The organism is Bowmanella denitrificans (genome assembly GCF_002887595.1).
Taxonomy (GTDB): domain Bacteria; phylum Pseudomonadota; class Gammaproteobacteria; order Enterobacterales; family Alteromonadaceae; genus Bowmanella; species Bowmanella denitrificans.
This window is the reverse complement of sequence record NZ_PEBU01000005.1, coordinates 197,964-213,624: the sequence shown is the minus strand read 5'-3', so window position 1 is coordinate 213,624 and position 15,661 is coordinate 197,964. Positions and strand designations below refer to the sequence as shown.

Annotated in this window: 8 protein-coding genes; 7 read left to right on the top strand and 1 reads right to left on the bottom strand. The window is 52.0% G+C overall.

Annotation, left to right across the window (positions count from 1 at the left end):
- Positions 1–23: 23 nt before the first annotated feature.
- The 6 genes from CSR04_RS11485 to CSR04_RS11455 all read left to right on the top strand — a co-directional run bounded on the left by CSR04_RS11485 (position 24) and on the right by CSR04_RS11455 (position 10,102).
- Positions 24–1,097, top strand: a complete 1,074-nt coding sequence (locus CSR04_RS11485) for a choice-of-anchor A family protein (RefSeq protein ID WP_102796438.1) — start codon at positions 24–26, stop codon at positions 1,095–1,097.
- Positions 1,098–1,783: 686 nt separating this feature from the next.
- Positions 1,784–4,864 (top strand): TonB-dependent receptor, encoded by a 3,081-nt coding sequence (locus tag CSR04_RS11480; protein ID WP_102796437.1) that lies wholly within the window; start codon positions 1,784–1,786, stop codon positions 4,862–4,864.
- 182 nt (positions 4,865–5,046) lie between these two features.
- Entirely contained in the window at positions 5,047–5,346 is a 300-nt protein-coding gene (locus tag CSR04_RS11470) for an iron transporter (RefSeq protein ID WP_102796435.1), read from the top strand.
- Positions 5,343–6,935 (top strand): PepSY-associated TM helix domain-containing protein, encoded by a 1,593-nt coding sequence (locus CSR04_RS11465; protein ID WP_102796434.1) that lies wholly within the window; start codon positions 5,343–5,345, stop codon positions 6,933–6,935. Before CSR04_RS11470 ends, CSR04_RS11465 begins: the two co-directional genes overlap by 4 nt.
- Entirely contained in the window at positions 6,932–7,273 is a 342-nt protein-coding gene (locus CSR04_RS11460; RefSeq protein WP_102796433.1) for a DUF3325 domain-containing protein, read from the top strand. Before CSR04_RS11465 ends, CSR04_RS11460 begins: the two co-directional genes overlap by 4 nt.
- A gap of 93 nt (positions 7,274–7,366) precedes the next feature.
- Positions 7,367–10,102 (top strand): insulinase family protein, encoded by a 2,736-nt coding sequence (locus CSR04_RS11455; RefSeq protein WP_102796432.1) that lies wholly within the window; start codon positions 7,367–7,369, stop codon positions 10,100–10,102.
- On the opposite strand, the gene CSR04_RS11450 is transcribed toward CSR04_RS11455, so the two are convergent.
- Entirely contained in the window at positions 10,080–12,176 is a 2,097-nt protein-coding gene (locus CSR04_RS11450; RefSeq protein ID WP_102796431.1) for a winged helix-turn-helix domain-containing protein, read from the bottom strand. The two genes, CSR04_RS11455 and CSR04_RS11450, sit on opposite strands and share 23 nt — an antisense overlap.
- Before the next feature lie 310 nt (positions 12,177–12,486).
- Between CSR04_RS11450 and CSR04_RS11445 the strand changes: the two genes are divergently transcribed.
- A complete protein-coding gene (locus CSR04_RS11445; protein ID WP_102796430.1) occupies positions 12,487–15,498 on the top strand; it encodes a TonB-dependent receptor domain-containing protein in 3,012 nt (1,003 codons plus the stop codon).
- The last annotated feature ends 163 nt before the right edge of the window (positions 15,499–15,661 follow it).

Sequence of the window (15,661 nt, the reverse complement as noted above, 5' to 3'; positions counted from 1 at the left end):
CAAAATTTAACAAGGGATAGCGTATGAAGTGGTTAAGCGCCGCAGTTACTTTGTTATTCAGCCTACCCGTGCTGGCTGGTCCTATCGACTTTGGTCAGGCTAGTGATTACAACGTATTTGTTAAGCAGAATTTTAAGGCAAACAGCTCTGATACTCAGGGGCGGGTTGCTGCTGGTGGTGATGTCATTGTTGAAGGCGGTTACGATATCGGTTTCAAGATTGACGCCTTTGGTATGGGCTCAGGTCCCAGTCTGGTGGTGGGCGGCAATGTCCGCAAATCTGGCGGTGGCCATTTGAATGTTTACGAAGACGGTGTGCATCAATCACCCCATAGCGGCAAGTTAGCCTATGCCGGTACGGTGAGTGGCAGCAATATTGAAGCAACACTGGTAAAAGTGGATAAAAGCCAGTTACCGGTGGATTTCGACAGTGCCTTTGCTCATTTGAAACAGCTTTCCGCTGAGCTTGCCAGCCGCACGGCCAGTGCTTCGACTGAACATAAGTGGAGCCGACTGGACTTCAATCCTACCAGCACACCTCCAGATAATGTCTATGTGTTTAATGTGACACAAGAGCAAATTAACGCCAGTACCGACTGGTTTGTTAATGGTGTGGCTGAGAATGCCACTATTATCTTCAATATCAGTAATCCTAACGGCATTGCAGGAAAAGACTGGAATGGCTGCCCGGCAGGGGACAGTGGCTGCGTGCAACTTAGCCAGCACAAAGTCTATATTAACGGCAAAGCCACTAGCGATTATTTCCAGGAGCATAACCTGGATGGCAGATTGCCCAGCCAGGTACTGTATAACTTTGCTGGCGCCAGCAAGGTCAATATCGCTACCGATGTATTTGGTTCCATTCTGGCACCGGATGCGGCGATTAAAACCGGCTGGTCGCCGGTTTGGGGTCAGGTAATTGGTAAATCCTGGGAAGGCAACGGCCAGATTAACTATGATCCATTTGAGCCGGTTGGTTCCACCCCGCCGCCGAATCCAATCAGCGAGCCGTCATTGGCCATGCTGTTTGCATTATTGGCAGGATTGCTGTTATGGCGGCGCAGCACGCCGGTTAGCTGCCAGCCAGCACTGGCCTGAAAAATAAGATGATAAAAAGCCGCTCCCGAAGCGGCTTTTATGTTCAGGATGAACGGTATGCCGTGGGTTCATGGATGAACAGGAGCGGCGATGTTCAGGGATGGACGGGCAGATAACTGCTCCTGCGTAATCTGCACTGTTACCATCCATGGCAGGCGTATGCCGTGGGTTCATGGATGACCAGGAGCGGCGATGTTCAGGATGGACGGGACGAAAAATTACAAGCTACGTCCATGTAGCAGCTTACCTGCAAAGCAGGCCAGCTAAAGCTGTTCTATAGTGCTCCCCGGCTTTGTCTCCCGAGTCGCTTTACCTCAGTCGCCCTGCGTCCTCCATCCCTGGAGTCGCGTGTTTTCGGTACTTTCTTCGCCCGTGGCAGACATATACTTTAGCCGGTTACCCGTAAGCTGTTGGACTAAAGTCCAACCCACTGTAGGTCGGACTTTAGTCCGACAAAGTTCGCTCTTAGCCTGGAGGCTGAATTTGAACAAAATCTATACCTGAAAGATAAACAGCTCCAGGTTCTCGCACCAATACCGATACTTCTGTCTGGATACTGCCGCTTATGGCGTGTAAAAAAATAGTTAAATATATTGTATACAATATATTGAATTCTTTGTTGTGTTCGTTTTATCATCAGTCGGGCCGGTTTCACCGGCTAACAAACAACAACAAGGGAAACCCAGATGAACAAGCAAACAAGATGGCAACGCAGCTTACTGGCCGCCGCGGTGGCGAGCTGTCTTTGTACCCCACTCGCGCAGGCCGCCAGCGACACCTATGGTGAAATGCGCGGCGCAGTGATGGCCAAGGGCACAGACCTGGCCAATGCACAGATTACCCTGGTGCACGACAGTAAAGGGATCGTGCGTAAAACCACCACCAATGCAGATGGTGAATTCAGTATTAAGGGCCTACCCGTTGGCAGCTATACCGTCACTATCAGTAAAGACGGCTACCAAAGCGCGTCGGTGAGTAAAGTGGAAATCACCCTGGGCAATGCTGCCGATCTGGGTGAGGTCAACCTTGCCGACAGCAGTATGGAAGTGATTCAGATCTCAGGCAGTGCTGTGGCCAAGATTGACTTTCAGGGCTCGCAACAAGGGGTCAGTTTCAGTGCGGTAGATTTGTCTACTATGGCCATAGGTGAGAATTTGACGGATGTGGCGACCCTGGCACCCGGCAATGCCATTGGCGATAGCGATATCTTCTCCGGGATTGGGGGCTCTGACGGCCGTCTGGTCAGCTCGGCTGGTGGCTCGGTGGCAGAAAACGGCTATTACCTGAATGGCTTTAATATTACCGATATTCGTTACAACGCGATTATCTCGGAGTTTCCCTGGGAAATAGTCGACCAGATTCAGGTGATCAATGGCGGTATTCCCGCGCGCTATGGGCGCACAGTGGGCGGCGTCACCAACATGGTGTCGAAAACCGGTGATAACGAATTCCGCTTCGGTGTGAAACTGGACTGGGAACCCGGTGGCATGGGGGGCACCAAGCCAGATTTTAACTATACAGACCGCAACGGAGAAGGTTGGTACAACCATGCCCGCCACTCAGAAGACAGCAGCGATCTGATGGAGTACAGCTTGTATGCCAGTGGCCCGATTATTCAGGATAAAGCATTTTTCTATGTGCTCTACGCCCCGGCCAGGAACCAATATGAGTGGGCCGATGCCGGTGAAGGCGATACCACCTTTACCTCTCGTGACGTGGACAAAGATTCGCTGTTCGTTAACCTGGACTGGCAAGTAACCGAAAACCACAGCCTGACCCTGATGCATTTGGATGCCCAGCGTGATACCACAGACTATCAGTACCAATGGTCGGCGCAAACCGGCCGGGGCGACCTGGTGGTGGATATTGATGGCTTGGACCGCACCTTTGAAATCGATAACAAGCTGACCATTGTTAATTACACAGGTTACTTAACCGACGACCTGTCAGTAATCGCTAACTACGGCAGAATGAAAACCACCAACGATGGCCGTTTGGGCACCTCGGATCAGAATAGTTTATATGACTGTCGCACCGGCAGTTGTGCACTAGCAACTGATACTTTTGGTAGCTATGCGAGGCTGGAGGAAGACACCCGGGATACCTTCAGGGTCGACTTTGACTGGGTGATAACCGATGACCATACCCTGTCGTTTGGCTATGAACAGGATGATATCAACGCCAAAATCGACAACCATGGCCACGGCCCGGATGATCTGGATGAATTTGGTCTGTCCAAACATTACTCGACCATGGAAGTGTGGCGTGCATCCACCGACCGTACCCGCTGGTGCTCGCTGGGGAATGCCTGTGTGGATGGGGAATTTACCATGCCAGCCGGTGACTACCTGTATACCCGTGAATTTACCAAGAAAGCTGATATCGACGGTAAATTCTCTGCTTACTATGTTCAGGATAAGTGGCAGGTGACCGACCAGTTGGTTGCAACTTTTGGTGTGCGCAACGAAGCCTTTTCCAATACCACCAATAATGGTGATAAATGGATAGATATGGACAACCAATGGGCGCCCCGGTTAGAGCTTAACTATGATATTGACGGCAACCAGAAAGTCTTTTTTAACTATGGCCGTTACTATCAGCCCGTGGCATTGCGGGTAAGTGAGCGCTTCGTGGCACCGGAGTTTGATATTCGTACCTTCCGCACCGCCAACCTGGATAACGGCCAACTCAGCACCGGTCCGATTCAGGGCGTGCAGATCGTGGGTGACGGTAATGTCCGGCCCGGTCAGATATTTGCCGATGCTGACCTCAAACCTATGTATCTGGATGGCTATAACCTGGGCTATGAAGTGGTGCTGGATGACAACTGGTTGCTTGGCGTCACCTACACCTATCGGGATTTGGTGCGTTCCATTGAAGACTCACAAGTGGATGGTTTCGCCGGTGAAGGTGGTTGGGGCGTGTTGCAATGGTGTGCCGATAATAACAAGGACTGCAGCGGTTTTGCCGATGTGGCAGGGCAGGTCTGGAACGGTGGTTCGGCCCGTTTGCTGAATCCCGGTCAGGATCTGACCATCTGGGAAGACTTCAACGGCGACGGCACGCTGACTCAGGAAACCATTCCTGCCGCCTATCTGGGTTACCCCGAGGCAAAACGTAAATACCACGCCCTGACTTTTACCTTTGACGGCGAAGTGACCGAGCAATTCCATATTGCCGGGTCCTACACCTGGAGTCGCTCTGAGGGTAATACCGAAGGCTTGGTGCGTTCGGATAACGGTCAGCGCGACCCTGGCTGGACCCGCGCCTTTGACGAACCGCAAATTGTAGAGGACGGTTATGGTCGTTTGCCCAATGACAGACCGCACAATTTTAAGCTGTGGGGGGTGTACGAACTGAGTGAAGATTTAACCGCGTCTTTCAATTACAACTTCTATTCGGGTCGGCCTATCAACCACTTTGGTTACCACGAAGATTTACCAGGCTGGGATGCAGAATACTTCCGTAAGGATGAGCAAGCGGTTCCCCGTGGCACTGCCGGTCGCACCGAAAACATTCAGACCTTGAATCTGGGGCTGAATTACTTTGTGGAGCTGTTTGGTGGTCAGACACAATTCAGTCTGACGGTATTCAACCCGTTCGACTGGGACAGAGTGACAGATGTACGTGAAATTGGTGAAACCTCGTCAATTCAGGATCTGGCCGACGGCCAACCTTTGACTGCCAATGACAATGCCCTGTGGCGCACGCCGTCCAACTGGCAGGCACCGCGTTCGGTGCGCTTGTCGGTGCGCTACGATTTCTAACTTTCCCTGACTGAAACTCCGGGGCAGCCCGGTTCGTTTCCCGCAAGGGCCATGTTCAATCTCCTGTCATGGCCCTTTTTTATCGGCTTTTTTTGTTTGTTTGCCCCGAATATCCTCCTATAGCCGAACTTCGCTTGAGTTTCTTGTTGTATTTGATAATAATTCGCATTTTTGGAGGGGCCATGCAAGGGATCAGAGGTATTTTTTCTGCACCAGCCACCGGCATTCTGGTGCGCATCGGCAGTGCTACGGTATTAGGCTATCTGGCCACCGCGGAATGTGCAGTACTGATTGCCGCATTATTACCTTCCGCGCCCTTGTCGTCAGTACTGACAGCCATGCTACTGTCGTTCCCGTTGTTTACTGCATTGATTATGTGGAGTTTTCATGTTCCCCGCGCCTGGCGGGCGCTGACGGATCTCGGTGGGTTTTACCTGGCAGCGGCATTGAGTAACTACCTGTTGTTGGGAGCGTTGGTATGAAAGGCAGTTTTTTTCGCTCCATGACCTGGCTGCATACCTGGGGAGGTTTGCTGGCCTGTTGGTTATTATTTGTGGTGTTTTTTGGCGGAACGTTAAGCTATTTCCGTTACGAAATAAGCTGGTGGATGCAGCCCGAAAGCCATGGCGTGGTGGCTGAGCCGGACCAGCAGCAGGCAGTGCAACAGGTTATATCGGTACTGCAGAGCAAAGCACCGGATTCACCGCTGTGGTTTATCAACTTAGCGGATGAGCGCAATCCACTGACTTACTATGGGTACCGGGAAGCCCCGCAACCGGGTCAAAAGCGCGGCCGTTTTGTCGACGGCTATCTATTTGGCGATAGTCAACAGGATGGTATCAATCTACGGGATACCAAAGGCGGCGACTTCTTCTACCGTCTGCATTTCGACCTGCACTATATGTCGGCGATTACTGCGCGCTGGATAGTGGGAGCGGCCGCCATGATTATGTTGGTTGGACTGGTCACCGGCATAGTGATTCACCGGCGTATTTTCGCCGATTTCTTTACCTTTCGAAACGGCAAGGGCGCCAGAACCTGGCTGGATTTGCACAATATCAGTTCGGTACTGGCGCTGCCTTATCATCTGATGATCACTTACACCGGCTTACTGACCCTGATGTTTTTATATATGTCGGCACCAGTAGATAAAGTCTATCCAGGCGGTCGTGCGCAGTTTTTTGATGATCAAAATCCCACCTTTCAATCTGTTAAAGCCGCTGGCCAGCGGCGTAGCGAGCCATTGCCGATACAGGATTTTATTCAGCGTTTTAAGGCCGAAAAGCAGGTGGAATCGGTCAGCCGCATCAGTATTAACAATCCGGCCGATGAAAATGCCACGGTGACAGTATATGGCCGCGAAGCAGGCCAGATAGCCCATTATGCCCGTTCCACCTTATACAATAGTCAGGGTGATGCACTAGGTAGCAGCCGCGAAGCAGCGTTTTATGCACCAGAAAAAACCGCCAATACATTAATCGCCTTACATACGGCTAAGTTCGCCCCCTGGCCGCTACGCTGGCTGTTTGTGCTGGGCGGGGTGCTGGGCTGCATTATGGTGGCCAGTGGCGGGGTTCTGTGGGCCAGACGTATTGCCGAAAAACGCCTTAAAGCCAATCAGCCTATGGGCTGGAATCTGCGTCTGGTGCAAGCCATGAATCTTGCCACTGTGGCAGGGCTACCGCTGGCCAGTCTGGTGTTTTTGTACCTCAACAGGTTACTGGCGGCGGACTTTGACGGGCGGCGTGAATGGGAAATGCATGGCTTTTTTATCTGCTACCTGCTGGTTTTTCTGTTTGCTCTTTATCAGCCCGGGCGACGGGGCTGGGCCTTTGTCTGGATGCTGACCGGCGGCATGGCGCTGGCGTTGCCGTTACTGAACCTGCTTACTACTGATTACCATTTGCTGGCCTACCTCGTTAATGGCCAATGGGCATTGGCCGGTCTCGAACTTATCGTACTGGCAGGCGGCTTAATCGCGCTTTGGGGAGCCAGGCATTGCTTGTCCAAACCAGGTATTGCGCACCAGCAAAATGCCCGGCCCGGCAGTTATAAGGTGGTAACCCAATGAGTTACCTAATGGTATTTAGTTTGTTGTGTTTATCCATGAGCTATTTTGCCACCGGCCAATTCAGCCATTTTCGCGCTGTGCACGGTGTCAAACTCACAGGCACAAGGCGACAACGCCAGTTGCTCAGTGCCTGGGGCATTCTGTTTGGTGGTTTGCTGGCTGCCTGTCTGGTGAAAGGTTTTGCCCATGGCAGTCTGATCTGGATTGGGCTGCTGACCCCGGCGGCACTGTTTGTGCTGCTGATATTGCAGCAACGTTCCACCTGGCTTCAGCGTATTCGGGTTGTGGCGCTGCTACTCTGCCTTTTCAGCCTGATAGCCCTGCTGTACGCCGGATAGAGATTAAATAGAGGTAAAAAGGAGCTGGCGGGCATTGAGTGAACGTGGGCCCGAACGTTAGGGTGCGGCTTTTGTTTTGCCAAAGGAAAAGCCATGCTTCAGCGGATAGTGCCATTCGGCCTTGCTCTACTGCTTTGCGCCTGTCAGATTACCCAGCCTGAAATAGCCAATACGCCACTTAAAGGTCAACAGGACCCGGCAGATTATCAATATCTGATGCTGGATAACGGCTTAAAAGTGTTGCTGGTCAGCGATGCACAGCTTAGCAAAGTATATGGGGCACTGAGTGTTGAGGCTGGCTATTATCAGGACCCGCCCGACATGGCCGGACTGGCGCATTTATATGAACATATGCTGTCCAAAGGTTCGCAAAAATACCCTGACCCGGCTGAATATAAGCAATTTCTGGCAGAGCAGGGCGGGCGCTCAAACGCAGCCACGTCGGCCTTAATCACCAACTACTATTTCGAGGCGGCCAGTGACGGTTTTATTCCGGCACTGGACAGATTTGCCTGGCAGTTTGTTGGCCCGCTTCTGCCTGCACAGATGGTGTACAAGGAACGCAATGCGGTACAGGCCGAGTTTAACTTAAAATACCAGGATGCCTTTCGGCGCAAACGGGAAGTGATGCGTACCCTGTTTCATCCAGAGCATGGCTACCGCAAGTTTTCCACCGGCAATCTGGATACCTTACAGGATCGGACAGAGAAAACCTTGCATCAGGCGCTGGTAGATTTTGGCCAGGACTATTATTGCAGCTCGCGCATGGCATTGGTGCTGGCCGGGCCGCAATCTATGCAGCAACTGGGTGAGCAGGCAAAAAGTAAATTCGGTGCAGTGCAGGACAATTGCCGCAAGACCCTTAATCAGCAACCCGCGCCCTTGCTTGCAGACGCGCCGCGCCAGGTGGAGATTAAAACGCTGCGCAAGCGTTCTTATCTGACCCTGAGTTTTCCTTTACCGGTTAATCAGGCCAGCCGCGATACCCTGGCAATACCTTACACCCAATGGCTGCTGGCCAGTTACAATGACCAAGGACTGGAAGCTTATCTGCGTGACAAGGGCTGGATCCAAAGCTTGTCGGCCAGTGACAGTGAGTTGGATAGCCGCCATGCGCTATTCAACCTGAGCTTTAATCTCACCGGTGCCGGAATGAAAGAAGAAGCCGCGATTATGGCGGCGACCTTTGCCTATGTGCAGCAGATTCGCCATCAGGCGTTGGATAGCAAGGTATTTGAGACTTTTTCATCCCTGTCGGCGGCGCAATTTCATCAGACCCCCGAGCATGCCGATGCCAGCAGGGTAAGAGCATTGTCCAAAGCCTTGTTGCAACGACCTGTTCAGCAGTTACTTAGCCAGGACAGCCTGCCTGTGGCTTTTAACCCCCAGGCGCTAACGGATTTCTGGTCGCACTTCAATGCGCAGAATATGCTGGTTATTCGTGAAGGCAGTAAGCTTAACACCCAGATGGTCGAACCTATTTATCAGACGGAGTTCCGGTATGCCGCCATACCGGACTGGCAGGCTCAGCCGCTTGATTTCAGCCTGCCCGGTTTGTCTGACTATTTTGCCGCCAGCACTGAGGCGTTGGCGGTAACCGAGCAAAAAGTAACGCATCAGCCAGGGCTGGCCATTTGGCAATTACCCGCCAGGCGGGATAAAGACAGTTACACGGCCATCACATTGTATATTGACCGGCCTACCACTGCCGCTGACTTTTCTGCCCTGAATGTGCTGTTCGAGAAGCGTCTGCAATTGCAACTGCAGCAGGTGATTGAACGGGCCAGCGCAGCAAAGATTCAGGCATCGGTAACCGCGACCAGTAGCGGCATGCGCATACAAGTTAAAGGGCAAAGCGGTAACTGGTCAGCACTGTTTGCGGATATGCTGGCAGGCTTGCAGCGACCTGAATTGGATGACACGGCCCTGCGTCTTACCTTAAAGCGCCGAATTAACAGTCTGGCCGGCTTTGTCCAGGAGCGACTCAGCAGCCAGGCTGACAGATTGCTTAGTTATCAGTTGGGTCGAGCCAGTTTAGCGCAAGACGACCTGGCGTATCTGCAAAAGATGAGCGAGGGCCACTACCGTGGCTTTACGGCTGCCTACCTGCATGATGCCTATCTGAGCCTGATCACCTATGGTCCTTTACAAACAGAGCAGACACAACAGCTTATCGCTGCCGTGCAGGGGCTGGCTGAACATAACAACCTGGCCTCTCACAGGCCAATTGACAGCAAGCCTTGGCCCGAGGAACACCACCAGCATCCGGTTGCCGGCAGTGACAGTGCAGTGAAACTGATGCTAGTGCCAAAGGGGCAGGATGTGCAGCAACAGGCCATGGTGGAACTGCTGGGCAGCATGCTTAAGGCACCGTTTTTTCATCAATTGCGTACCCAGGAACAATTGGGATACCGGGTCTCGGCGCTGGCCGCAGAGCGGTATGGCAAGCGCCATATCAGCTACTATGTGCAGTCGCCGGTAACATCGGCGCAGCAGCTCCTGCAACGCATTGCACATTTTAACCAGGTATTTATCGCGCAAATTGCATCCTTGCAGCCAGCCGAATTTAGCAAGTTGCAGCAGAATCTGGTCAGTGCCCTACAACAACAGCAGATAAACAGCGGTGATATTGAAGCAGATTTGCGCAGCCATATTCGCTATCAGCGCGATTTGGAACATCATCAGCAATTATTGCATGCCATTGTAACTATGCCGTTACCGGCCTTTCAGGAAATGGCCACGACATTGCTTAACAGCCAGTTAAGTGGGGTGTTACTGCAAAATCATACTCAGGCGGGCACAAGCGCTAGTTTAGCGGCAGATCTTTGATTCTTTTGATATCCGACTGGGCCTTAATGGTGTTGTTAAACAGCAGGCGCTGGCGTTTGCTGTCCAGGCTCAGTGAACTGTACGCCACCACGGCAGACAGAGGCAGGCGCATTATGGCAGCCACCGTGGCATTTTCTGCGTCAAATCGCTTGATATCAGTATGGCGGGCACCAGGGTCGGCAAAGTAAATGTCGCCACTGTCGGCCAGGGTCCAGGTGTATCTTGTGCCGAAGTGGTCCGGCGCGATCAACAGTTTGGGTTGCTTTGAACCGGCAGCCATACTGTACAGGCCGGGTTCAGAGCGGGAATAAATCAGCGTATCATCTGCCAGCATAATACCGAAAACACCGCCATCTTCGGTCAACTGGCTGACGGGCCTGTTATCCAGCGGAAACAGATAGAGCTGACGCTGTTCTTCATCATAAACCGATGCTACCAGTGCCTGATCATCTGCCGTCCAGGTGGGGCGCTGATGAGTCTGGTAAGGGCTGGGCACGCGGATCAGGCGTTTGCTATCCACATCCACAATCATCAGTGAGTCGCCTTTGCCGTTAGCATTGGCGGCCAGAAAAGCAATGCGCCTGCCGTCGTGGGACCAGCGCGGATACAATACCGAGCGTTTTAAGTGGGTTAATTGCTGGCGCTGGTTGCCCTCAGCATCAGCCACCCATATTTCATAATGGCCGGATTCATTGGAAAGATAAGCAATCCGGTCTGTGGCCGCAGAATAATCAGGGTACTTATGGTTGTAGTCCGATTGTAGTAAGGGGAAAGGGCTGGATGGCAGCTCCTCGGCCACAGGCAGGTAGGCTATTTGATAAAACTCGCTGCGGGTCTGAAAATACAGCCAGGGTACCTGCTTGGCAAACGACGGGTAACTAAAACCCTCGATATTCATGGGCGTAGACTCACCGCTGTGAATATTCAGCAAAAAGCCCGAGCGGGCATCCGCCCGTTGTACGCCATACACCAGATGTTTGCCGTCCGGATGCCAGCTAATCCCGACAATGTCTGATTCCCCTTCGGTGAGTTGTCTTTCCTCGCCGGTGGCCAGATTGCGCAGATAGATGTTTTCGGCAAACCGGCTGATTCGGCGGCTGATGGCCAGTTGACTGCCATCGGGTGAAAAGGCTAAATCCCGGTCACGCATATTGCATTCATTCAGACAGGTGGGGGCAGACTGACTCTCGTCGTTGAGGTTTTTAATATAAACCGCCGGGGTATCTGCCACACCTTCCAGGCCCCAGTAGGCCAGCACGCTGTTATCCGGGCTGATATCCAGGTAATGTAAATCACCACCCAGCGGGCACTTGCCCACCACTTTTTCCTGCAGGCTTTCAACCTCCAGCCTGATCACCTGGCAGGTTTCCAGATCGTCATTTTTACGTCTGAAAAACAGAAACTTGCCTGTCATATCCCAAACTGGTCGTCCTTCATTGGCTTCATCAAAGGTCAGTTGCCGGGCGGGTAGGTTCGTCTGTCTGGCATCCTGCAGGTACAAATCCATGCTGCCGTCTGAGCGACGCCATTTAAAGGCAGTAAATAAGCCATCGGGCGATGGAGCAGGGAAAAGCTCCATACCTGGCTGTTTGGTAATGATATCGGGTTGGATAGCGGCTATTTGCTCTTGCGGCCACCACCAGAACAAGCCAACAATAAGCAGTATTATGCCTAAGCCCGACCATCCCCAGACCGGCATCCGCGGTTTTCCTGCCATGTCTGCGGCGGCAGGTACAACGGCTGGCTCTGCCTCAAATTCGGGTTGCACCAGGAGCTGATAACCACTCTTGCGAATGGTTTGAATACTTTCACTGCCATCCTGTTGCTTAAGCGCCTGGCGTAAATGCCAAATGGCATTAGTCAGGGCTTTTTCGCCCACATAACCATTGCCCTGCCACACATGTTCAATCAGTTCCTGACGGGGCACCACGCGGGGATAATGGGATGCCAGATAACACAATACTTCGATAAATTTAGGCTGCAGGCTGTGCTTCTCGCCATCTGGCAGATAAATGGCACATTCCAGGGGTTCGACCCTGAACTCACCAATGGTAAAGGGAGCAGATTGAAGCATCAGACTGATTTCTTAGGCATATTCAAGTGGTCGGGCAGTTAGATGGCAATCTAGCGGATTGCTGGCGTGCCCGCAAACACAATAGCGTGAGTAAATGTTACTCCTCATGAGTGAACTTATCAACATATTGATATTAAAGTAAAAACTTCAGAATAGAGATTAAATAGAGATAGAAGTGGGGAAGAATAGAGTCAGGCTGTGTTGTGCTTGTTAAGCGGGTTAAATAAAAGGAAACATCTGCTTAATCTGACCAACAAGTCGCAGAAATACAAAGACCCGTAAAGCACACATAGTCTAGGGACATAAACCAATGAAAAAGAAACTCCTGACCCTTGCCATCCAGGCCGCTGTTTTTAGCAGCGCTTCGGTCATGGCGCAACAAGTTGATGTTACCCCCACCCAGAGCAGCAATGCCGCCCAGGTTGAAGAACAGCAAGTTAAGGAAGTCGAGAAGATTTCCGTGACCGGCTCACGGATTAAACGTGACAGTTTTTCCATGTCTACGCCCATGATGATGATGGGTAAGGATGACCTGGTAGATTCTGGCATTGGTGAACTGGCAGATATTCTGGTGGATGAAATTCCCTCCATCAGTGCCGGTTCCAGCAATACCAACTCCCAAGGCAGTGTGCAGAACACCGGCTTATCTACTATTGATTTGCGTGACCTGGGTACCGACCGTACCCTGACACTGATTGACGGTCGCCGCGCAGTGTCTAACAGCTACAGCGGTAACTATATCAGTCTGGCCACTATTCCTGCTGCCATGGTAGACCGTGTCGAAGTGATCACCGGTGGTGCCTCTGCCGTGTATGGTTCAGATGCGATTGCCGGGGTGGTCAACATTATCACCGAAAACAACAAGACTGGGTTTGAAATCGATGTGCGCGGCGGTGAAAGTACCGAAGGCGGCGCCCGTGAGTTCACTATCGATACTGGTTATGGTGCCAGCTTTGCCGATGATCGCGGTTATCTGTATGCAGCCGTTACCTGGGACCGTCAGTTTGGCTTACTGGCCTGGGACCGTGACAGATCGCAATATGAGTCAAGCTTTGATTACGACGCAGAGAAAATGTGTAACGCCAACAATACTATTGATGGCGACCAGTGTATGCGTGATATCACCATGGATGACTGGCGTGAGCGCAGCAATGATATTTCTGGTGGTCGTTTTGAAAGCAATAGCTGGTGGTACGATGCCGACAATAATCTCAGGGAAGATTTCAAAGAAGAGCGTGACGGCTATGATACCTACGAGTGGGACATTCTTAAGATCCCCGTTGACAAGCTGGCTAGTGCCCTGAAAGTAAATTACGACCTGACCGATGACCTGCGCGGTACTTTCCAGATACATTACGCTAAGAACAAGTCCGGCCGCACCAACTCACCTGAAGGACAGGATTATAACGACGATGAGTTGCGTATTAATCCATTAACTGGTGCATCGGAGTTAGTCATGCCAGGCACCATCAGCCCCGACAATCCATTCGTGCCCGCTGTGATAGCGGAAATGGCTGGCAAGAGTGTCACCTGGGATCGCCGTTTTGACGAGGTGGGTAACGTTATTACCGAGAATACCCGTACCACCATTCGCACATCTGCCGGTTTACAGGGCACGTTGTTTGATGGACAGTGGGACTGGGAAGCTTCGGTGGGTTATGGCAAGTTTAAGCAGGAGCAACGCCGTTTTAACGAAATCAGCATTACCAAGCTGGCGCTAGGCCTGGATGCGGAATACGCCGCCGACGGCACTACTATTCAATGTGCGGATGAACAGGCCCGTGCTGCAGGGTGTGTACCAGTAAATATCTTTGGAATTAATAGCATTACCCCGGAAGCGGCCGACTATATTCGTGCCAATCCTTATATTAATACCGACATTACCCAGTTCAACGCACAGGCTTTTATGGCCGGTGATTTGTTTGAAATGCCAGCCGGTATGGTCGCGGCGGCCTTTGGGGTGGAATATCGTCGCGACACGCAAAAAGTGGACACCGACGTTGCCTTGCGTGGCGAGGCCATCACCTTTAACGATGTACCGCCATTCTCTGGTGAAGTTAAAGTGTGGGAGGCGTTTGGTGAGGCAACAGTACCGCTGCTTAAAGATGCACCAGCCGCCAAGCGATTGGATTTAGACCTGTCCTTGCGCCTGGCTGACTACAGCCAGAAAAACATTGACCTTATGTCATCCTATCGCGCCGGTCTGATGTGGGAGCCGGCCGAAGGTTATGCAGTGCGTGCCAACTATGCCAGAGCCCAGCGTGCGCCTAACATCACTGAGCTGGTATCGCCACCAAGAGGCGATTACAACAGCTACTCTGATATTTGTGACGGCGTAACCGCAACTTCCACAGACGCAGGCCACGAAGCTTGTCGCCAGGAACCGGGTATTGCCAATGCCATTAACCTGTACGGCGAGTTTACCGACGGTAACACCGGCTATTCACCCAATGCCGGTAATGAAAATCTGAAAGAAGAAACCGCAGATACCTACACCCTGGGGATTACAGCCGCACCGAGCTTTATTGAGAATTTCAATATTGCTCTGGATTACTACGACATCACCATTAAGGATGCCATTACCTCCATCGGCAATGAAGAGATCCTTAAAGAGTGTTATGACTCTTCCGTGCCTTTTGGTGAAGGTAACGCTTTCTGTGGTGAAATTACCCGTGACTCAGAAGGGAATATCACCCAGTTGATTCAGCGCCAGTTCAACCTGGCAGAAGAAACTGCCAGAGGCTACGACATCTCCATGGCATACAAATATGACCTGGACGATCTAGGGGCGTTGTCATTCAACCTGAACTTCACCCATGTGATTGAGCGTTCGGTTACCTATGAGGGTAACGATGGTCTGGAAACCCTAAACTACAACGGCGAGCTTAGCAGTGGCGTGTTTACCGACCGCGCTACAGCCTCGGTGACCTGGCGTTATGATGACCTGCGTATTCGCTGGAAAACCAAGTACAAAGGATCAGTGGTCGATGATCACGGCCGGGTTGAGGACTGGGAACTACTTAAAGCAGAAAATCAGGCCAAACTGGACGCGGGCACAGGCGGTATTGCCAATCCTGAAACGCCCATGTATCTGTTCTATGGCTCCTACATCACCCATGACTTGTCTGTATCCTACAATCTGGAACTGGACGGTGGCATGGATCTGAAGCTTTACGGTGGCGTGCGCAACGTGTTTGACAAAGAAAGTGCCTTTGTTCCTAACACCGGCGATATTGTAGAAACCGGTGATGGTAACTACGAAGGTGAATACGACGGCGGTGTCGGTCGCTTCGCTTACCTGGGGGCCGAAATTCGGTTCTAACAACCTGATCTAATAATAGGGCGCGTTTGCGCCCTTTTTTATGTCCAGGGATGGACGGTATGCCGACGTAGCAGGAGCACTCGTCGGCGATGTCCAGGGATGGACGGTATGCCGACGTAGCAGGAGCACTCGTCGGCGATGTCCAGGGATGGACGGGCTGAAA